This window comes from Vibrio sp. La 4.2.2 (assembly GCF_027586995.1).
In the GTDB taxonomy this organism is placed as follows: domain Bacteria; phylum Pseudomonadota; class Gammaproteobacteria; order Enterobacterales; family Vibrionaceae; genus Vibrio; species Vibrio mediterranei.
Window position 1 is genome coordinate 42,218 of sequence record NZ_JAPPTJ010000008.1, and the last position, 20,907, is coordinate 63,124.

Consider the following 20,907-nt stretch of genomic DNA (forward strand, 5'->3'; position numbering starts at 1 on the left):
GATATGAAACATACTGTTGAAGTCATGATTTCTGAGCAAGAAGTTCATGAGCGTGTAAAAGTGCTAGGTAAAGAAATTACTGAACACTACAAAGGTAGCGAAGATTTAGTTATGGTCGGCTTGCTACGTGGCTCTTTTGTCTTTATGGCGGATTTGGCTCGTGCCATCGAGCTTACTCACTCAGTAGACTTTATGACGGCATCAAGCTATGGCAATACCATGGAAAGCTCACGTGATGTGCGCATCCTGAAAGATCTTGATGATGATATTAAAGGTAAAGATATCCTGCTGGTGGAAGATATTATCGATACTGGTAATACCTTAAATAAAGTGAAAGAGATTCTATCGCTACGTGAACCAAAATCTATTCAGATTTGTACCTTGCTAGACAAGCCATCACGCCGTGAAGTCGATGTCGATGTTAAATGGATTGGCTTCGAAATCCCGGATGAGTTCGTAGTGGGTGTTGGTATCGATTACGCTCAGAAATATCGCCACTTACCTTACATCGGTAAAGTGGTACCTCAGGAATAAATCTGGTCGTACAAACATAAAAAATGCCCATCTCTGTGAGATGGGCATTTTTCTAAATACTGAATTATTTTAGTACTTCGGTACTCAAAATTTTCGACATGGCAGCTTGGTAATTTACTTCAAGACTCTCTCTGCTTGAACAGCGAACACCGAGATCTTGCAACTTACCATCACCAATGCCATAGACCACACCATGAACTTCAACTTCTTGGCCGCGTTCCCAAGCGTTTTGCATAATGGTTGAGTTACCTAGGTTATACACCTGCTCAGCAACGTTAATCTCACAAAGCTTGTCACCCCACATGTCGCGTGGCAATTCACCGAGCCAGTTACGATGCTTTAAGTACAAATCGCGTATATGTAGAAGCCAGTTGTTAATGAGCCCAAGCTGTGGGTTATCAATAGCAGCATTCACGCCACCACAGCCATAGTGACCACAAACGATAATGTGTTTGACTTTTAGCACATCCACCGCGTATTGCACTACAGATAGGCAGTTAAGATCGGTATGAATGACTTGGTTGGCAACATTACGGTGAACAAAGAGTTCGCCTGAATATAACCCCGTTAGACGCTCTGCTGGTACTCGGCTATCGGAGCAACCAATCCAAAGGAATCCAGGGTTTTGGCCTTCCTCTAGCTTTGCGAAATACTCTGGTCTTTCGGAGCGAATTTCTTCAGACCACTTTGAATTGTTGTCAAAGAGTTGTTTGATTTCCGGCATGATACTTCCCTTCAATAATTCGAGATACTATACACAATGTTACAAATTGAATCTCGAAAAAAAAGTATCAAAATGTACTCATCTGACGTGTTCATGTACATAAAATCAGTGACTTAACGATTCAGTGAAAAAAACTTATATCTTATGAAAATTGAATGGCCCTTATTAGTTATTAACTTATTGTCACATTTGTTAAGGTGAGGCAATTTTTTGGTTATTTTCAAGGATAGTAATGAAGTTAGGACGTCGTTTTGAAGATATAAACCTTAAAGGGGATGTATTTGGCGGGGTAACTACCGCGATTATTTCATTGCCACTGGCGTTGGCGTTTGGTGTGGCATCTGGAGCAGGCGCAGAAGCCGGGCTGTGGGGCGCAATCATGGTGGGGCTGTTTGCCTCTCTATTTGGCGGTTCTTCTAGCCTTATTTCCGAACCGACAGGCCCTATGACGGTCATCATGACAGCGGTATTGACAGCAATGATGGCTAAGTACCCGGAAACGGGGATGGCGATGACCTTCACTGTCGTTATGATGGCGGGTATTTTTCAAATCTTGCTTGGTACGTTAAAACTCGGAAAATACGTTACCTTGATGCCATACAGTGTTGTCTCGGGGTTCATGTCGGGAATTGGTGTGATCTTGGTGATTCTTCAACTGGCGCCACTATTGGGACAAGCCGCGCCAACGGGCGGCGTTATTGGGACAATCAGGGCATTACCTGAACTGCTGACCCATATCGACTTTTCAGAATTATTCCTTGGGTTACTGACGTTAGCGATTCTATTTCTGTTCCCTAAAAAATACCGTCAACATATTCCTCCGCAGCTTGTGGCGCTGGTGTTAGTCACAGTGATATCTATGCTGTTTTTCAGTAGTGAGAGTATTCGCAGAATTGGCGAGATTCCAGCAGGTTTGCCTTCTTTAGTCATACCGCATTTTAACGCCGAAATGCTGACTACCATGCTTATCGATGCGCTTGTACTCGGCACATTAGGCTGTATTGATACCTTATTAACAGCTGTTATCGGTGATTCTCTAACTCGGAAAGAGCATGACTCAGATAAGGAATTGCGCGGCCAAGGGTTAGCGAACCTTATCGCAGGTTTGTTTGGGGCTTTACCGGGAGCGGGTGCGACGATGGGGACGGTGACCAATATCCAAGTAGGGGCTCGCTCTCCATTGTCTGGTGTGGTGCGGGCATTGGTGTTGGCGCTGGTGGTACTGGTAGCAAGTGGTTTAACTGAACCTATTCCAATGGCGGTGTTGGCAGGCATTGCTGTTTATGTCGGTTTTAACATACTGGATTGGAGCTTTATTCAGCGAGCACATAAGGTGAGTTTGGCCGGTATGGCGATCATGTACGGTGTTATGCTGCTGACTGTATTTGTAGATCTTATCGTTGCCGTAGGCCTTGGTGTGTTTATCTCGAATATCATCATTATCGAAAGATTGAGCCGTGAGCAAGCTCGTCAGGTAAAAGCGATCAGCGATGCTGATGACGACGATGTGCCGTTAAGTGAATATGAGCGAGAGTTGCTAGAACAAACTCAAGGTAAGGTATTGTTTTTCTACTTATCTGGGCCAATGATTTTTAGTGTCTCTAAAGCAATTTCAAGACAACACTCAAGTATTGCCGATTATCAAGCGATGATACTCGACCTTACCGATGTTCCTATGATCGACGTAACGGTTGGTCTTGCTCTAGAAAATGCCATCAAGGATGCCAAAGACGCAGAGTGTCAGGTGTACTTGTTATGTCCAAATACGCAAACTCGACAGCAATTGGATAAATTCCACGTTATTGATCTTGTTCCGGATGGCAATATCTATCAGCAGCGAGAACACGCATTGGATGCCGCATATAAGGCAACGGCTTAAAAGGGATAAAAAGCGAGTACTAACATACTCGTTTTTTTTTATAGCCAATTTATCACCACCACTTGAAAAATTGAGCCATCATCATCATGTGTAAGGGTATATTCAAACTTTTCGATATCATTGGAAATATCAAATTATTCCAATGATGCATTCTTCGGTGCAAATTATGATCGCATTAGAAATTGAGCAGTTAAGAAAGACCTATGCGGGTGGCTTTGAAGCGCTAAAAGGGGTGAGTCTTCAAGTTGAGCAGGGAGACTTTTATGCTTTGCTTGGACCTAATGGTGCGGGTAAATCGACCACCATCGGTATCATTACGTCTCTAGTCAACAAAACATCGGGCAAGGTCTCGGTGTTTGGTCACGATATTGATAATGAACTTGAACTGGCGAAGCAACAACTTGGTCTGGTGCCACAAGAGTTCAACTTTAACCAGTTCGAAACCGTTGAGCAGATTGTTCTTCAGCAAGCAGGGTATTACGGTGTTGCTAAGGATGTGGCGAAGCAACGCGCGCAAAAATACCTCTCTCAGCTAGACCTTTGGGAAAAGCGTAGCGAGCGAGCACGAAACCTCTCCGGAGGAATGAAGCGTCGACTTATGATCGCTCGCGCTCTAATGCATGAACCCAAACTGCTCATTCTTGATGAACCGACTGCTGGGGTTGATATTGAACTTCGTCGTTCAATGTGGGATTTCCTTAAAGAGATTAATCGACAAGGCATCACCATTATTCTGACAACTCACTACCTTGAAGAAGCGGAACTGCTTTGTCGCAACATCGGTATTATCCAACGCGGTGAGCTGATTGAGAACACATCGATGAAAGCTTTGCTTAATAAGCTGGATGTAGAAACGTTTATTCTCGATATTGACGCAAGCGTTGATATTCCTGAGCTACAAGGGGTTAAATCGCAAAATGTGGTGAATGGCTCTTTGGAGATAGAGATTGAGAAAACTCAGGGGTTAAACCACATTTTCACTCAACTTTCCGAGGCTGGTATTAAAGTGCTGTCAATGAGGAACAAAGCCAATCGACTTGAAGAGTTATTTGTTTCTATTGTGCGTAATCAAACGGAGGCAAACTGATGAATTTGTACGGTTTGTATTGGACGGCATTTAAAAGCCTTCTGACGAAAGAAATTAATCGCTTTACTCGAATTTGGGTACAAACCCTAGTACCGCCAGCGATTACCATGACACTTTACTTCATCATCTTCGGTAGTCTGATTGGTTCTCGAATCGGTGAAATGAACGGCTTCAGTTACATGGAATATATTGTTCCTGGCCTTATCATGATGTCGGTGATTACTAACTCGTATTCGAATGTTGCTTCGTCCTTCTTTAGTGCCAAATTTCAGCGCAATATTGAAGAGCTTCTTGTCGCACCTGTTCCCAATTACGTCATCATTGCTGGTTTTGTCATGGGCGGTGTTGTACGTGGCTTATTGGTTGGCACGATAGTGACTTTTGTCTCACTGTTTTTTGTTGATTTACAAGTTGAACATTGGGCAGTAATTATCGCGACTGTGTTTATGACGTCGGTGGTGTTCTCACTCGGTGGTCTTATTAATGCGGTGTATGCCAAGACCTTTGATGATATATCGATTATTCCCACTTTTGTTTTGACACCGCTGACATATCTAGGCGGTGTGTTTTATTCCATTAGCCTGCTTCCTGAGTTCTGGCAAGGTGTATCCAAAATCAATCCAATCGTTTATATGGTCAATGCTTTCCGTTACGGTTTCTTAGGTGTGTCGGATGTAGGGATTGTGACATCTTTTGGCGTACTCTTGGTGTTTATCGTGGTACTTTATGGAGTAGCCCATCATTTGGTGACTAAGGGTATTGGCCTTAGAAGCTAGAGCAAGATTCTAGTGTAATACACTGATATGTGATCAATGAAGTGGTAGCGGTAGCTGCCACTTTTTGTTTCAGTCGAGACAAGGACGACAAATGCAACTGCCTGCCGAATTACAACACGATGCTCAATCAGCGTTTGAGCGAATTCAACAAGCCTATTCTGACCTATCCCATTGGACTCCAGAGCGACAACAACAGCTAAAGTATGTCATGGCGATGAGCTGTTTCGTGGAAGAGTCACTACTGAAAGATGAAGGGCTGTTCGCGGAGCTACCTGACATGCTATCGCAGCAGAGTAGAGCTGAGGATTATCGGGTGCGATTGGCTACTCAACTTGAGTCTTGTGGTAGCGAAACGGAAGGTCATCGTGTTTTACGTCGATTCCGAAATCGTGAAATGACATATATCGCGTGGCGCGATTTTACTAGTGACTGGAGCCTAGAACAAAGCCTGCACCATCTTTCCATGTTAGCTGAAGCGATGATCTTTGAGACTTATCAATGGCAATATAAAGCGTGCTGCTTGGAATGGGGTACACCTTGTAATGCAGAGGGTGAAGCGCAGCCAATGTTGATTATCGGTATGGGGAAGCTCGGTGGCGGTGAGCTGAATTTCTCATCGGATATCGATCTCATTTTCACTTATCCAGAAAACGGTGAAACACAGGGGACGCGTCGCTCAATTGCTAATGCTCAATTCTTTACACGCCTAGGGCAGCGAATCATCAAAGCACTTGATCAGCAGACGTTTGATGGCTTTTGTTACCGAGTGGATATGAGATTACGCCCATTTGGTGAGAGCGGACCATTGGTGATGAGTTATGCGGCACTGGAAGATTACTATCAAGAGCAAGGCCGTGATTGGGAACGCTATGCGATGGTGAAAGCGCGTGTAATGGGCAGTGAGATGTATCCACAATACCAAGAGCTGCGTAAAATGCTGCGCCCTTTTGTGTTCCGCCGTTATATCGATTTTAGTGCCATCCAGTCATTAAGGCGCATGAAATCGATGATTAGTAGCGAAGTTCGCAGACGCGGATTAGGAAATAATATTAAGCTCGGACCAGGCGGTATTCGTGAAGTGGAATTTATCGCTCAAGTGTTTCAGCTTATTCGTGGAGGACGTGAACCGAGTTTAAGAGGTCGAGGGTTACTGGAAACGCTTGATGCAATCGACACTCTGTCTCTACTAGAGTCAGAAAATGTCCAGCAGCTGCGTTCGGCTTATTGTTTCTTGCGTCGGTTGGAAAACCTATTGCAAGCCATGGCCGATAAGCAGACTCAGACACTACCTGATAAGCCATGCGACCAGCTCAAATTAGCGTGTGCGATGCAATTTGAAAGCTGGTCTGCTTTGGTTCAAGCAACTGAGTTGCATATGCTAAATGTACATCAGGTGTTTGCTAACTTGATTGGCGAAGATGAGGACGAAGAAGACGCGAACCCAATCGCTAAGCACTTCCATGAGTTATGGGATATGGCGGATCGACCAGAAGTGATCGAGCACTTGCTAGAGCATGATCTTCATGTGGAGAATCCAGCCGACAAACAGAAAACCATTCAGCAGTTTAAAGCGGATCTTGCCAAGAAAACACTAGGCCCTCGTGGGCGTGAAGTACTTAATCGATTGATGCCTAAAGTCTTTAGTGCCATTTATGCCCATAAAGATGCAGAGTTTGGTTTATCGCGAGTGCTGCATGTTCTGCATCGTATTGTGACTCGAACGACTTACCTTGAGCTATTGGATGAGCACCCAGCCGCACTTGTGCAGTTAGTGAGGCTCTGTACGGCAAGTCCAATGATCTCGGAACAGCTTGGACGTTATCCGATCTTGCTTGATGAGTTGCTTGATCCTGCGCATCTCTACAACCCAGTACCTCTTGAGTCTTATAAAACCGAACTACGGGATTATCTAGCTCGTATTCCAGAAGAGGATATGGAGCAGCAGATGGAGGCGCTGCGTCAGTTTAAGCAGACCTGTATTCTGAGAATAGCGGCCGCCGATATTGCAGGCGTGCTACCCGTTATGAAAGTAAGTGATCACTTAACGTATTTGGCTGAAGCCATTGTAGAGGCGGGTATAAACCAAGCTTGGCAGCAAATGGCGGCTAAATATGGTGAACCAACACACTTGAAAGATCGTGGCAGCAAAGGTTTTGCCGTGATTGGCTACGGTAAAGTAGGGGGTTGGGAGCTAGGTTATAACTCTGATCTGGATATTGTGTTTATGCATGATTGTCCGGTAAGCGCGTACACCGACGGCAAAAAGGATATCGACGGTCGTCAGTTCTATCTTCGTTTAGCACAGCGCATTATCCACATATTCTCAACCAGAACAGCATCGGGAATTCTGTATGAAGTGGATACTAGACTGCGTCCTTCCGGCGCTTCAGGGCTGCTAGTGAGTCCGACTGACGCCTTTGATGAATACCAGCACAATGATGCTTGGACATGGGAGCATCAAGCTTTAGTCAGAGCACGTATGATATACGGTGATGCACCTCTGCAACACGCATTTGAAAACACCCGCAATGACGTCCTTCGGACCGCTCGTGATGAATTGACATTGAAACAACAGGTGGTCGATATGCGAGAAAAAATGCGCGACCATTTAGGTGGCAAAAAAGCGGGTCGATTTATGCTTAAACAAGATGCTGGGGGCATTACTGATATTGAATTTTTAGCTCAGTATTTGGTGTTGCAATACAGTCATGACAAGCCAAAGCTGACACGCTGGTCGGATAATGTGCGTATATTTGAGTCAATGATGTCCCAAGGTGTGATGGAAGAAGAGCAAGCGATGGCACTCACTCACGCCTACACCACATTGCGTGATGAAATTCATCATCGTAACTTGCTCAACTTAGACGCGGATGTTGACGATAGTAAGTTTACTCAAGAGAAAGCCATCGTCATTGAAGCATGGAAACAGTGGCTAGGGTAATTCTTTCTTCAGCTTGGTATTGAAACGAAGAGTTGTGCTACTATCCATTCAATGGCTTAGCCAAAAGATTTAAGACAAGAGGGCATAATTAAGCCCTCTTACATCATATTGGAGTACAGAAATGAAACCCATCCTACCGAATTACAGCGACTCTGGCGTATTGATTGTCGGTGACCTTATGTTAGACCGTTACTGGTATGGTCCGACAGGGCGTATTTCTCCAGAAGCCCCAGTTCCTGTAGTAAAAGTAGAAAATAACGAAGAACGTCCAGGTGGCGCTGCCAACGTTGCTATGAATATCGCTTCGCTAGGTGGTCATGCACATACTATTGGACTTGTTGGTATGGATGAACCAGCAAAAGTACTGACTGAAACACTGACGTCGTTGAAAGTAACTTGTGATTTTGTTGCATTACCTAACTACCCAACTATCACCAAACTTCGTGTTTTGAGCCGAGGGCAGCAACTGATTCGTTTGGACTTTGAAGATAAGTTCGAGAATACCGATCCTGAGCTTGTACTCGCAAAGATGGATCAAGCGTTACCAAACGTGAAGTCTGTGGTGCTATCCGATTATGCCAAAGGTGCACTAGAGCATGTTCAAGCGTATATCCAGAAAGCGAAAGCCGCAGGTGTTCCTGTATTTATCGACCCTAAAGGGGCTGATTTCGAACGCTATCGCGGCGCAACATTGCTAACACCAAACATGGCGGAATTTGAGCATGTTGTAGGCAAAGTGAAAAGCGAAGAAGAGCTTATCGAGAAAGGTAATGCGCTAATTAAAGAGTTCGACTTTGAAGCATTATTGGTGACACGTAGTGAGCATGGTATGACTTTACTTCGTAAAGATCAGGAACCGTTCCATTTGCCAACACAAGCGAAAGAAGTGTATGACGTTACCGGTGCGGGCGATACGGTTATCTCTGTATTGGCTGCATCAGTAGCAGCAGGTAAACCGCTAGATGAGGCGTGTGCATTGGCTAATGCAGCGGCTGGAGTGGTCGTTGGTAAGCTTGGTACATCAACACTATCTACTATTGAACTTGCTGAAGCGGTTCACGGTAGTCAAGATACTGATTTCGGTGTGATCAGTGAAGCTGCATTGATTGAAGCCGTCGCGAAAGCGCGCTCTAAAGGCGAAACCGTCGTGATGACGAATGGTTGCTTTGACATTCTTCACGCCGGACATGTGTCTTATCTAAACCACGCTGCTGAACTGGGTGATCGCTTAATTGTTGCTGTGAACACAGATGAATCTGTTCGAGCGTTAAAAGGACCAGGTCGTCCGGTTAATCCAACCGATCGACGTATGGCTGTTCTTGCTGGTCTAGGGGCTGTTGATTGGGTTGTACCATTCTCTGAAGAAACGCCACAACGCTTGATCTCAGAAGTGCTACCAAGTCTGCTTGTTAAAGGCGGTGACTATAAGCCAGAAGAGATTGCAGGTGGTAAAGAGGTAATCGCTGCCGGTGGTGAAGTAAAAGTACTGAACTTTGAAGATGGCTGCTCAACGACCGAGATCATTGAAGCTATCAAAGGTGGCCGAGGTTAATCCTTCCGTCAGCATAAACAAATAAAAAGGGACGCATCCGCGTCCCTTTTTATTTCAGTTAGCAATTACTTCGCTTTCTTAAGGCCAGCATTGATATCAACGATATCTTGCTCGCTTAATGTACCTACCGATTGACGTAGGTTCAGAATACTAATGATGTAGTCGTAGCGTGAATCAGAAAGGTTGCTCTCGGCGTTATAAAGTGCCTGAGTGGCTTCTAACACGTCAACGATAGTACGAGTACCAACATCAAAACCAGCTTTAGTGGCTTCTAGTGCAGACTCTGCAGAAATCACTGTTTGCTCATAAGCGCGAATAGCACCAATAGAAGAGTTGATATTGTTGTTATTTGCACGAACATTCTTCACAACTGAGCGGTAAGTTTGCTCTAGCTGTTCACTTGCTTCGACGTACGCGAACTCTGCTTGTTTGGTTTGCGAGGTAATGTTGCCACCAGTGTATAGAGGTACTGATAGGTTAATACCTGCATTGAAACTGTTTGTACTTCCTGCTCGGCTTGCAACTGTATCATTACGTTCGTTACCGTAATTATAACCGCCATCCAATGTTAGTTTTGGAAGGTGACCAGAGCTTGCCAATGTGATGTTATCTTTAGCAATGTCCTGACCAATACGTGCAGAAAGCAAATCTAGATTCTTATTCTGGGCCTCTTCGAGGAAGAAAGTCACGGATTGCTCTGGGCGTGCTGCGGAGAAGCGGTCGGTATCAAGAACATCGATGTTCTTGTGCTCTTGACCCGTGATCTCGCGAAGCGCTTCGTATTGATTTAGTAGGTTGTTTTCTGCAACAACTTCATCTGCTAACACGCGGTCGTATTGTGCTTGTGCATCATGAACGTCAGTAATAGCTGAAAGACCTACTTCAAAACGTTGTTTGGTTTGCTCTAGCTGACGAGCAACTGCCGCTTTGTTAGCGCGAACTGATTCAAGGTTATCTTTTGAACGCAACACTTCAAAGTAAGCTTGTGCAGTACGTAGGATTAGGTCTTGTTGCGCTGCCGCGTATTGTGAGTCAGCTTGACGAGCCGTTTTCTCGGCACTGTCTAGTGTGATCCAGCTAGTACGGTTATAAAGCTCTTGTGAGAAACCAACGCCAGCAGTTGCTTTATCACTATCTGTAATATCGTCATCGCTGCGGTTGATGTTATAACCTGCAGTTAAGTTAATTTGTGGCAACAGAGTCGCACGAGCAGAGTTAATGGCTTCAAATGCACGATCACGTTGTGCCGCAGCTCTTAGTAGCTGAGGATCGTTTTGTTTAGCTTGATCGTAGATTTCTGTTAGGGAGTCGGCCCATGCCGCTGCACTTACGCTTCCTAATGCAGCTGTGATAAATAATGGAAGCAGTTTTTTCATTTGTCCTAATCCTGCCTGATAATACTGATAAGGGTATGATTCACAGTTTAACTTAAAATGACCGTAATTCACTCGAAACTTTGCACTTTTTTACGCAAGCTCACCTAAAATTGCGACAAATAATTAACCAAAAGCAAATTTTATTTGAATTATTGCGTAAAAAGTTGAACCTTGTCGTTGGTAGAACCCCCTTTCCTTGAGTAGACTATAAGATTAACTTCAGCCAGAGGTCAGTGATGAAAGACTCTTTACAACAGCATGATAAGTTTACATCTGACGATGTAGAAATAATGTCAAAACAAACGGTGTTCAAAGGGTTCTTCGAAATGGTTCTATATCGCTTCAAGCATAGACTGTTTGAAGGCGGTTGGAGTTCCGTAATTGACAGAGAAATGTTAGTTCGCGGTGGGGCTGCTGCGATACTGCCTTATGATCCTGTTCGTGACGAGGTAGTACTAATTGAGCAAATCCGAGTTGGTGCCCTTGAACATGAAAACCCATGGCAGGTTGAGATCGTCGCAGGCATCGTTGACAAAGATGAAACGATTGAAGAACTGGTCCGTCGTGAATCGGTAGAAGAAGCTGGAGTAGAAGTTAAGGCATTAGTCCCCATCACTCGCTACTACCCTTCCTCTGGTGGATGTTCAGAACGCATCTCTGTATTTGTCGGGCATGTTGACGCATCACTCGCTAGTGGCGTCCATGGTCTGGAGACAGAGGGAGAGGATATACGAGTTCGCGTTGTGTCTCGTGAAGCGGCGTATCAGATGGTAGAAAGCGGAGAAATTGAAAATGGAGCTTCGATCATTGCATTGCAATGGTTAGAGCTTAATTACCGCAAATTACAGGCAAGTTGGTAGGAATTTTCTATGGTAGGCGTTGTCGATAGTAATACGTATCATGTTGATCTTGCGGAGCTAATGCGGATCTATGAAACGAATTACGCTAAATTGAATCGCTTGATTCCAACAACACCGACGGTTGGAGATGTCCGTTGCTACCAAGCGGCAAATTTGACCTATCAATTGGAAGTTCTAGAAGTGACGAAGTACACAACATTGGTCGAAATTTGCCAAGATGATGAGCTTCCTGTTTTTCCATTGCCTAAAATGACGGTACGACTCTATCACGATGCTAGGGTCGCAGAAGTTTGCAACTGTGAGCAAACTTCGCGAGTAAATGCGCGTTATGATTATCCCAACGCCAAAATGCTGCAAAAAGATGAAAAATTTCAGTTCAATCAATTTCTAAGTGATTGGCTAACTTTTTGCTTAAAAAATGGAATTAGTCGAGCTCCGATTATGTATCGAAGCTGAAAGAATTTGATGTTCAGGTTTCTATATTTTGAAAACAACACCCAGTGATGAATCTCAGTTAAGTAGCGTCAGGTTGCTGCAATTGACCGACACGCATCTATTTGCGCCGCAAGATGGCTGCCTACTGAGTGTTAATACCCAAGAAAGTTTTAATGCTGTTGTGGCTGAAATCGTTGCACAAGGCACGCAATTCGATGCCTTGCTTGCGACTGGTGATATTTCACAAGACCACACAGAAGCTTCATATGAGAAATTTGTTGCGGGAATTGAGCCGTTAGCTCTTCCTTGCTACTGGTTGCCAGGCAATCATGATTACAAACCTTGTATGAATAGCGTGGTGAACTCGCCGCTTATTCAAGATGTTACCCATGTTCTTCTAGGAGAGAAGTGGCAGGTAGTGCTGCTTGACTCTCAGGTCGTGGGAGTACCTCATGGTCGACTGAGTGATAGCCAACTCGAGTTTTTAGACCGTATGCTTTCTACGCATTGTGACAGACATACCTTAGTATTGCTGCATCACCATCCATTGTTAGTAAATAGTGCTTGGCTCGATCAACACTCGCTAAAAGATGCGGATGAGTTTTGGAACGTTGTCGAAAAGCATGACAATGTTCGCGCCGTGCTTTGCGGCCATATTCATCAAGAACTAGATGAAATGCGTGGCGGAGTGCGTGTGCTGGCAACGCCTTCAACTTGTGTGCAGTTTAAACCGAACTCGAACGAGTTCGCGCTAGACGTCCGCTCTCCGGGTTGGCGTGAGCTGGAACTAAGAGAGGATGGTTGCTTACGCACAGAAGTGAAACGCCTTGCTAACGGCTCGTTTAGGCCTGACTTCAACGCGGAAGGCTACTGATGACAAAAAAGAAGCCGCTGCTTTTATATATTCATGGTTTTAACAGCTCGCCTTTATCGGTTAAAGCGCAGGTAATGTCGGAATACTGCCAGAAGCATCGTCCTGATATCAAAGTGTTAGTTCCACAAATGCCTTGTTTTCCTCAACAAGCCGCTGAACTACTAAAGCAATTGATAGAGCGCTATCACAATGACTATCAAATTGCGTTAGTTGGTAGCTCTCTTGGTGGTTATTTGTCAACTTGGCTCAATGCTCATTATGGATTGAAAGCGGTGTTAGTGAATCCTGCTGTAAAGCCCTATGAGTTGTTGCTCGATTTTCTCGGTGAACAAGAGAACCCTTATACTCACGAACGTTATACCCTTGAGCATAAGCATATCGATGAGCTTAAGAGATTAGATGTGCCAGTACTTAAAAAACCTGATGACTTTTGGTTATTGCAACAAGAAGGTGATGAAGTCTTAGATTATCGTCAAGCCGTGGCAAAGTATCAGCACAGTAAGCAAACGGTGGAAGCCGATGGAGATCATAGCTTTATAGGTTTTGAGCGCTATCCAGAAAGGATAATTGAGTTCTTAGCGCTTTAAAGTGGTGCTTTTTTCGTCTCTGCTTGAGGAGACAGTCATAAATTTATCCCCAACTTTGGCTTGAAACTTGACAACACTTCCTCAGAGCCAGAGTATGATGTGTCTGTACTTACGCGTAAGCCTTGGAAGTTTGTCATATTTTGACAGTAAAGTGTCTTCTAACAGGCGTGGTATAAAGCCACAATCTCTATTTTTGCTGCTAAGTATCAATCTTTATTTGAGTAAAATTTCCGTATTATGACAGAACAATATAATGCTGGAGCCATTGAGGTACTCAATGGGCTTGAGCCAGTACGTCGCCGACCAGGGATGTATACGGATACAGTGCGCCCAAACCACTTGGGCCAAGAAGTCATCGATAACAGTGTCGATGAAGCGCTAGCCGGACATGCCTCTAAGGTACAAGTAATTCTGCACGCAGACCAATCTTTGGAAGTCATCGATGATGGTCGAGGCATGCCAGTTGATATCCACCCAGAAGAGAAGATTTCAGGCGTAGAGCTGATTTTTTGTAAGCTGCACGCGGGTGGTAAGTTCTCAAACAAAAACTACCAGTTCTCTGGTGGTCTACATGGTGTAGGTATTTCGGTTGTAAATGCCCTGTCCAAGCGTGTTGAAGTTACTGTCCGTCGTGATGGTCAAGTCTATGAAATGGCTTTTGAAAACGGCAACAAAGTTGAAGAGCTGACCGTGACTGGCACATGTGGTCGTCGCAATAAAGGCACCAGTGTCCACTTCTGGCCAGACGCTAGCTATTTTGATTCGGCTAACTTCTCTGTTACAAGACTTATCAATAACCTACGCGCTAAAGCGGTGCTTTGCCCAGGTCTTGAAATCACCTTTACCGATAAGGTGAATAACAAGGACTATAAGTGGTTTTATGAGGATGGTTTAAAAGACTATCTGGCAGAAGGCGTAAAAGGTTATGCGGTTCTTCCTGAGCAACCATTTACTGGCGAGTTTTCCGCAGAAACTGAAGCGGCAACGTGGGCAGTAATTTGGCAGCCAGAAGGCGGTGAGATGATCACTGAAAGCTACGTCAACTTGATCCCAACGGCTCAAGGCGGTACGCATGTTAATGGTCTTCGCCAAGGTTTGCTTGACGCAATGCGCGAGTTCTGTGAGTTCCGTAATTTATTGCCTCGCGGTGTGAAGCTAACGGGTGATGACGTGTTCGAGCGTTGTTCATACGTTCTCTCTATCAAGATGCAAGACCCGCAATTCGCTGGGCAGACTAAAGAGCGTCTCTCTTCACGTCAATGTGCAGCATTTGTATCTGGTGTCGTTAAAGATGCGTTCAGCTTATGGCTAAATGAAAAGCCTCAGCTAGCAGAACAGTTAGCGGAAGTCTGCATTGCCAATGCGCACCGCCGTATGCGAGCGAGCAAAAAGGTCGTGCGTAAGAAGGTGGCTTCAGGCCCAGCGCTTCCGGGTAAGCTTACAGACTGTTCGCAACAAGATCTAAATCGTACAGAAATCTTCTTTGTGGAAGGGGATTCTGCGGGTGGTAGTGCTAAGCAAGCACGTGACCGTGAGTTCCAAGCGGTGATGCCATTGCGTGGTAAGATTCTCAATACTTGGGAAGTGTCTGCGGACCAAGTGCTAGCATCGCAAGAAGTACATGATATCTCGGTAGCACTGGGCATTGACCCTGACACCGAAAATCTTGACGGGTTGCGTTACGGTAAAGTCTGTATCCTTGCCGATGCGGACTCGGATGGACTTCACATTGCGACACTGTTGTGTGCTCTGTTCACCAAGCATTTCCGTTCTCTCGTTGCTGCTGGCCATGTCTATGTAGCGATGCCTCCTTTGTATCGTATCGACTGTGGCAAAGAAGTGTTCTATGCCCTAGACGATGATGAAAAAGATGGCATTCTTGAGCGCTTAAGTAAGAAGAAAGCGAAAATTAATGTACAGCGATTCAAAGGCCTGGGTGAAATGAACCCGCTTCAACTTCGCGAAACTACGATGGATCCAAACACTCGTCGTCTGGTTCAGTTGACAATTGATGACGATGAAGCGACCGACGAAATGATGGATATGCTGCTAGGTAAGAAACGAGCAGATGATCGCCGTAGTTGGCTGCAAAACAACGGTGATATGGCTGAGGTATAACAATGTCCACTGAAATGTCTTTTGATGGCGTAGAACAACTGCCTCTGCGAAAGTTCACCGAAGACGCCTATTTGAATTATTCAATGTACGTCATTATGGATCGTGCATTGCCTTATATTGGCGACGGCCTAAAACCAGTTCAACGTCGTATTATTTATGCGATGTCAGAACTTGGTTTGTCAGCCGCAGCCAAGTACAAAAAGTCTGCTCGTACCGTTGGTGACGTTCTAGGTAAATATCACCCGCACGGCGACTCGGCTTGTTATGAAGCTATGGTATTGATGGCTCAGCCGTTTTCCTACCGTTACCCTTTAGTTGATGGTCAGGGGAACTGGGGTGCGCCTGACGATCCTAAGTCATTCGCTGCAATGCGTTATACCGAAGCAAAACTGTCTAAGTTCGCGGAAGTCCTGTTAGGTGAAATTGGTCAAGGCACGGTTGAATGGCAACCAAACTTCGATGGCACCATGAAGGAGCCAAAGATTCTTCCCGCTCGTTTACCGCATATCTTGCTCAATGGTATTACCGGTATTGCCGTTGGTATGGCAACCGATATTCCGCCACATAATGTTCGTGAAATTGCGGATGCGACCATTCATCTTATCGACAATCCTAAAGCCGATTTGCCGCAAGTGATGGACTTTGTTAAAGGTCCAGACTATCCAACGGAAGCGGAAATTATCTCGCCAAGTGCTGACTTAGAGAAAATTTATCGTACCGGTCGTGGCAGCGTGAAGATGCGCGCTGTATGGCATAAAGAGGGCTCTGATATTGTTATCACTGCCTTGCCACACCAAGTTTCGGGCGCAAAACTGCTAGAGCAAATTGCCAACCAGATGCGTGCTAAGAAGCTACCTATGGTCGATGATCTGCGCGATGAATCAGACCATGAGAACCCGACTCGTATTGTCGTGGTGCCTCGTTCAAACCGCATCGATTGTGATCAGCTAATGAACCACTTGTTTGCATCGACCGATCTTGAGAAGAACTTCCGAGTTAACCTCAATATGATTGGTCTGGACAATCGTCCACAAGTGAAAGGTTTGGTTCAAATCCTATCTGAATGGATTCAATTCCGTCGCGAGACAGTACGTAAACGCCTTCAATATCGCCTAGATAAAATCCTAGCTCGTTTGCACATCTTAGAAGGTTTGTTGGTCGCGTATCTAAACTTGGATGAAGTGATTGAAATCATTCGTACCGAAGACGAGCCGAAAGCTGTGCTTATGGAACGTTTCGGAATCACAGATATTCAAGCTGATGCTATTTTAGACACCAAACTTCGTCATCTTGCTAAGCTTGAGGAAATGAAAATCCGTGGCGAGCAAGAAGAATTAGAAAAAGAACGTGAGAAGCTAGAAAAACTTCTGGGCTCTGAGCGTCGCATGAATACTTTGCTCAAGAAAGAGATTCAAGCGGATGCAGAGAAATACGGCGATGACCGCCGCTCGCCAATTGTTGAGCGTGCAGAAGCAAAAGCAATGACCGAGCGAGACCTTGTTCCTAGTGAACCAATTACGGTTGTACTGTCTGAAAAAGGCTGGATTCGTCATGCTAAAGGGCATGACGTGGATGCTAGCAGCTTGAACTACAAAGCTGGTGATAAGTACCTGGCCAGCGCGCGAGGTAAGAGCAACCAGCCTGCGGTATTCCTGGGCAGTGATGGCCGAAGTTATTCGCTTGAGTCACATTCGTTGCCATCAGCAAGAAGTCAGGGCGAACCAATTACTGGTCGTTTGAACATTAATGCTGGCACGAATATTCGCCAAGTAGTGATGGGTGAAGAGTCTCAGTTATGGCTTGTGGGGTCTGATGCAGGCTATGGCTTCGTTTGTAAGGGTTCAGATTTGCTTTCTAAGAACCGTAGCGGTAAAGCACTTGTCACGCTTCCACAAGGAGCTGAAGTGATAACGCCGTCAATGATCGGTGACCTAGAGTCAGACGAGATTCTTGCCATCACTAACCAAGGGCGTATGCTACTGTTCCCGATTAAAGACTTACCTCAACTTGGTAAGGGTAAAGGGAACAAGATCATCAACATTCCTTCCGCCAAAGCGAAAGCCCGAGAAGAGTTTGTTTCCCATCTCATGGCATTGCCACAAGGCGCGACAATCACGCTCTATGCAGGTAAACGCAAGCTCGGCTTGAAGCCTGCCGACTTAGAGAACTTCCGTGGTGAGCGCGGTAGAAGAGGTGGTTTGTTGCCTCGTGGATTGCAGCGTGTCACGCGCATTGAAGTCGACTCGGGTGAGAGTGCCTCAGAAGAAGTTCAAGAATAACTCGAACTTTACGACCAAATAAAAAAATCTCCGAGCTCGCTCGGAGATTTTTTTGAGTTCAAAGGATTAATCCATAGTCTGGTCGTTAAACGAATCCCTTTTACTCGCGAGTATCTTCGCCTACTGTAACAGGTACGGTAAGCTCTTTGCCATCACGAAGTAGCTTAACGTCAACGGTGGTGCCAGGTCTTAGATCTGTTACTAAATCTAGCACTCCCTGACGTCCATTGAGTTTGTTGCCATCTATCATGAGGACGATGTCTTGAACTTTGATTCCTGCTTTTGCCGCTGGGCCTTCAGGGTCTAAGCCAAGAACAATAATACCGCCAATATGTTCATTTCCTAGTAACCGAGCGGTTACCGAGTTAATGTCCTGCCCATCGATACCAATATAGCCACGGATCACTCGACCATCGGCAATAATCTTTTCCATGATTTTGCTGGCTAACTGGTAAGGAATTGCAAAAGAAATACCATAGGTTTCAAGGTCGGTTGCTTGTTGGAAAGAAGCCGTATTAATGCCAACTAGCTCACCAAGTGTGTTGACTAGAGCGCCACCTGAATTACCTTGGTTTATCGCTGCATCTGTCTGGATGAACGCTTGAATTCCACCGGCACTAATAGAAGAGCGTCCTGTTGCCGAAATAATACCAAAAGTAGTGGTTTGTCCCAGGTTATAAGGGTTACCAATCGCTAAGACAACATCGCCAACTTTAGGGGAATAATTGGGGTTGAGTGGGATTACGGGTAGGTTACCACCTTCAATGCGCAGAACTGCAATATCCGTGCGTTGATCTTTACCAACCAGTTGTGCTGCTGCCACTCGGCCATCTTGCAGCGCGACTATGATTTGGTCGGCATTCGCGACCACATGATAGTTGGTAATGATGTAGCCCTTGTCGCTAACAATAACGCCAGATCCCAGTCCTTGTGTGGATAGAGTGGTGCGGTCATTTTCTTTATACTGTCGACTGTAGATATTCACAACCGCAGGAGCGGCTTTACGCACAGCTTGGTTAAATGAAATCTGTAGGCTACTATTGTCTGCAGGTTGAGCAGTCAAGTTTTGAGGTATGATGTTCTGTCTTAGAGAAGGGACGGCCAATAGTACTAATAGTGCGGTTACTAGACCCATAGATACCGATCGGATTAGAAAATTCAGCATCATTTCCTCTATTCAAACGCAAAAACCGATGTCGTTAACGTGTTCTTTCAATGACTTCTACTTTGCAAGCATAGTATTGAGAGGCGACTCAAACGAGTTAATTTCATGATATTAACTAAAAAACTCGTGTACATGAAACGACAGCTATAAAGCCAGAGGATATCATTTAAAACTTAAATAATAAAAGAGCAGCCCTAATCAGAGCTGCTCTTTCACTTAGAATTTACAATTTTGTGAGCTTCTAGCGTACAACTAAGTAAATGCTTCGGTCATCACGCTGGATATTGAGAGCTAAAACACCAGGTTTCTTCTCAAGTATCTTACGTAGTTCGCCAACATTCTTCACTCGAGTACGGTTCACTCCGATAATGATATCGCCTTGCTCAAGTTGATATTGAGCAGCTGGAGACCCTTCCGCTACCGATTTCACTTTGACCCCTTCAACAGGGTCGCTCTTATCAGTGTTTGCGAATTCCGCGCCTGTTAGCCCTTCATGAAGTTTATCGGCCTTGGTAATGGTTTTAGCAGCTTCAGTAAGGGTGACATTAAAGGATTTTTCTTTGCCATCACGTATAATGCCGAGCTTAACTGTTTTACCAGCACCAAGCGTTGCCACTTTGGCTCGGAGCTCGCTGAAGGTCGAGATCTTCTTACCGTTAACAGACACAATGATGTCACCCGCTTCAAGTCCAGCTTTATCTGCTGCGCTGTCAGGGACAACTTGACTTACGAAAGCACCTTTACTGGAATCGTAACCTAGTGCTTCCGCAAGTTCCGAAGTGACTTCTCCACCTTGAACTCCCAGCATGCCGCGTTTTACTTCGCCAAACTCGATGATTTGTTCGGTTAAGTTCTTCATCATATTTGAAGGGATTGCGAAGCCTATCCCGACGTTACCGCCGTTAGGGCCAAGGATCGCGGTATTGATACCGATGAGTTCACCTTTCAGGTTCACTAATGCGCCACCAGAGTTACCACTGTTAATTGCGGCATCGGTTTGAATGAAGTTCTCAAAATTTTCTAGATTCAGTCCACTACGACCCAATGCAGAGACGATACCAGAGGTAACAGTTTGACCCAACCCAAACGGGTTACCGATTGCTACCGTAAAGTCACCGACGCGCAGCTGATCTGAGTCGGCAATTTTGATTTCTGTGAGGTTTTTAGCGCCATCAACTTTTAGTAACGCTACATCTGACATTTCATCACCACCGACAAGTTCAGCATCGTACTCTTTACCGTCATGAAGTTTAACGCGGATATCTTCTGCGCCATTGATGACGTGATAGTTAGTAACGATATAGCCTTTGTCCGCATCTACGACAACACCAGATCCTAACCCTCTAAAAGGCCTTTCTTGTAATTGCTCGGTTGGGAAGTCAGGGCCGAAGAAAAAACGGAATTGCTCAGGCAAACTTTGACGGGAAACCTGAGTACCTTCAACAGCAATACTAACAACTGCGGGCGTAACTTGCTCTAGCATAGGAGCAAGGCTTGGAAGCTGTTCGCCATCGACAGATAAAGGTAAAGCAGCGGTTGCAGGTAGTGGGGCGATGATTGAACTCAAGCTTAACGATAGAACAGTTAATGCAAGCAATGGTTTTTTCATCATAAAACTCCTCTATGGATCAGTAAGGGTTATGACTCAACGAATTCTATAAAGTTCACTTGGGGTGGTGAATTAGCCAGCAATTTGTGTAATTGCTGGCCAATAGATGAG

Annotated in this window: 16 protein-coding genes; 12 read left to right on the forward strand and 4 right to left on the reverse strand. The window is 45.1% G+C overall.

Annotated elements, in window-relative coordinates:
• Window positions 1-3: 3 nt before the first annotated feature.
• Window positions 4-534: a hypoxanthine phosphoribosyltransferase gene (hpt, locus tag OH456_RS18350; protein ID WP_006074437.1), complete on the forward strand. Its 531-nt coding sequence runs from the start codon at window positions 4-6 to the stop codon at window positions 532-534.
• Between the two features lie 64 nt (window positions 535-598).
• On the opposite strand, the gene can is transcribed toward hpt, so the two are convergent.
• On the reverse strand, window positions 599-1,258 hold the full coding sequence (gene can, locus OH456_RS18355) for a carbonate dehydratase (protein ID WP_006074438.1): 660 nt from the start codon (window positions 1,256-1,258) through the stop codon (window positions 599-601).
• Window positions 1,259-1,490: 232 nt separating this feature from the next.
• On the opposite strand from can, the gene OH456_RS18360 reads away from it, so the two are divergent.
• From OH456_RS18360 to hldE, 5 genes are all read left to right on the forward strand, one after another.
• On the forward strand, window positions 1,491-3,137 hold the full coding sequence (locus tag OH456_RS18360; RefSeq protein WP_006074439.1) for a SulP family inorganic anion transporter: 1,647 nt from the start codon (window positions 1,491-1,493) through the stop codon (window positions 3,135-3,137).
• A gap of 166 nt (window positions 3,138-3,303) precedes the next feature.
• Window positions 3,304-4,224, forward strand: a complete 921-nt coding sequence (locus OH456_RS18365) for an ABC transporter ATP-binding protein (protein WP_038223002.1) — start codon at window positions 3,304-3,306, stop codon at window positions 4,222-4,224.
• 5 nt (window positions 4,225-4,229) lie between these two features.
• The gene (locus OH456_RS18370) at window positions 4,230-5,000 is read left to right on the forward strand and encodes an ABC transporter permease (RefSeq protein ID WP_006074443.1); all 771 of its coding nucleotides are present in this window, start codon (window positions 4,230-4,232) and stop codon (window positions 4,998-5,000) included.
• A 91-nt stretch (window positions 5,001-5,091) separates the two neighbouring features.
• A complete protein-coding gene (glnE, locus tag OH456_RS18375) occupies window positions 5,092-7,941 on the forward strand; it encodes a bifunctional [glutamate--ammonia ligase]-adenylyl-L-tyrosine phosphorylase/[glutamate--ammonia-ligase] adenylyltransferase (protein ID WP_270034021.1) in 2,850 nt (949 codons plus the stop codon).
• Window positions 7,942-8,062: 121 nt separating this feature from the next.
• Entirely contained in the window at window positions 8,063-9,493 is a 1,431-nt protein-coding gene (hldE, locus tag OH456_RS18380) for a bifunctional D-glycero-beta-D-manno-heptose-7-phosphate kinase/D-glycero-beta-D-manno-heptose 1-phosphate adenylyltransferase HldE (protein WP_006074448.1), read from the forward strand.
• A 65-nt stretch (window positions 9,494-9,558) separates the two neighbouring features.
• Here the strand turns inward: hldE and tolC are convergent, their stop codons facing one another.
• Complete coding sequence (gene tolC / locus OH456_RS18385) at window positions 9,559-10,869, reverse strand: outer membrane channel protein TolC (RefSeq protein ID WP_031493112.1); 1,311 nt, start codon at window positions 10,867-10,869, stop codon at window positions 9,559-9,561.
• 236 nt (window positions 10,870-11,105) lie between these two features.
• Here tolC and nudF point away from each other — a divergent pair, with 236 nt between their 5' ends.
• From nudF to parC, 6 genes are all read left to right on the forward strand, one after another.
• Window positions 11,106-11,729 carry an ADP-ribose diphosphatase gene (nudF, locus tag OH456_RS18390; protein ID WP_270034022.1) on the forward strand — a complete coding sequence of 208 codons (624 nt, stop codon included), beginning with the start codon at window positions 11,106-11,108 and terminating at the stop codon, window positions 11,727-11,729.
• Window positions 11,730-11,738: 9 nt separating this feature from the next.
• Window positions 11,739-12,185, forward strand: coding sequence for a DUF1249 family protein (locus OH456_RS18395; protein ID WP_006074454.1), 447 nt, complete (start codon window positions 11,739-11,741; stop codon window positions 12,183-12,185).
• 28 nt (window positions 12,186-12,213) lie between these two features.
• Window positions 12,214-13,038, forward strand: coding sequence for a 3',5'-cyclic-AMP phosphodiesterase (gene cpdA, locus OH456_RS18400; protein WP_270034023.1), 825 nt, complete (start codon window positions 12,214-12,216; stop codon window positions 13,036-13,038).
• Window positions 13,038-13,625, forward strand: coding sequence for an esterase YqiA (gene yqiA / locus OH456_RS18405; protein ID WP_270034024.1), 588 nt, complete (start codon window positions 13,038-13,040; stop codon window positions 13,623-13,625). The genes cpdA and yqiA overlap by 1 nt, the downstream gene beginning before the upstream one ends.
• 237 nt (window positions 13,626-13,862) lie before the next feature.
• The gene (parE, locus tag OH456_RS18410; protein WP_038224343.1) at window positions 13,863-15,743 is read left to right on the forward strand and encodes a DNA topoisomerase IV subunit B; all 1,881 of its coding nucleotides are present in this window, start codon (window positions 13,863-13,865) and stop codon (window positions 15,741-15,743) included.
• Window positions 15,744-15,745: 2 nt separating this feature from the next.
• Window positions 15,746-18,022 (forward strand): DNA topoisomerase IV subunit A, encoded by a 2,277-nt coding sequence (gene parC, locus OH456_RS18415; protein ID WP_006074464.1) that lies wholly within the window; start codon window positions 15,746-15,748, stop codon window positions 18,020-18,022.
• 100 nt (window positions 18,023-18,122) lie between these two features.
• Here the strand turns inward: parC and degS are convergent, their stop codons facing one another.
• Together degS and OH456_RS18425 are read right to left on the reverse strand one after the other, a co-directional pair.
• Window positions 18,123-19,187 carry an outer membrane-stress sensor serine endopeptidase DegS gene (gene degS, locus OH456_RS18420; protein WP_038222997.1) on the reverse strand — a complete coding sequence of 355 codons (1,065 nt, stop codon included), beginning with the start codon at window positions 19,185-19,187 and terminating at the stop codon, window positions 18,123-18,125.
• A gap of 241 nt (window positions 19,188-19,428) precedes the next feature.
• Entirely contained in the window at window positions 19,429-20,796 is a 1,368-nt protein-coding gene (locus tag OH456_RS18425) for a Do family serine endopeptidase (RefSeq protein ID WP_006074467.1), read from the reverse strand.
• Between the last annotated feature and the right edge of the window lie 111 nt (window positions 20,797-20,907).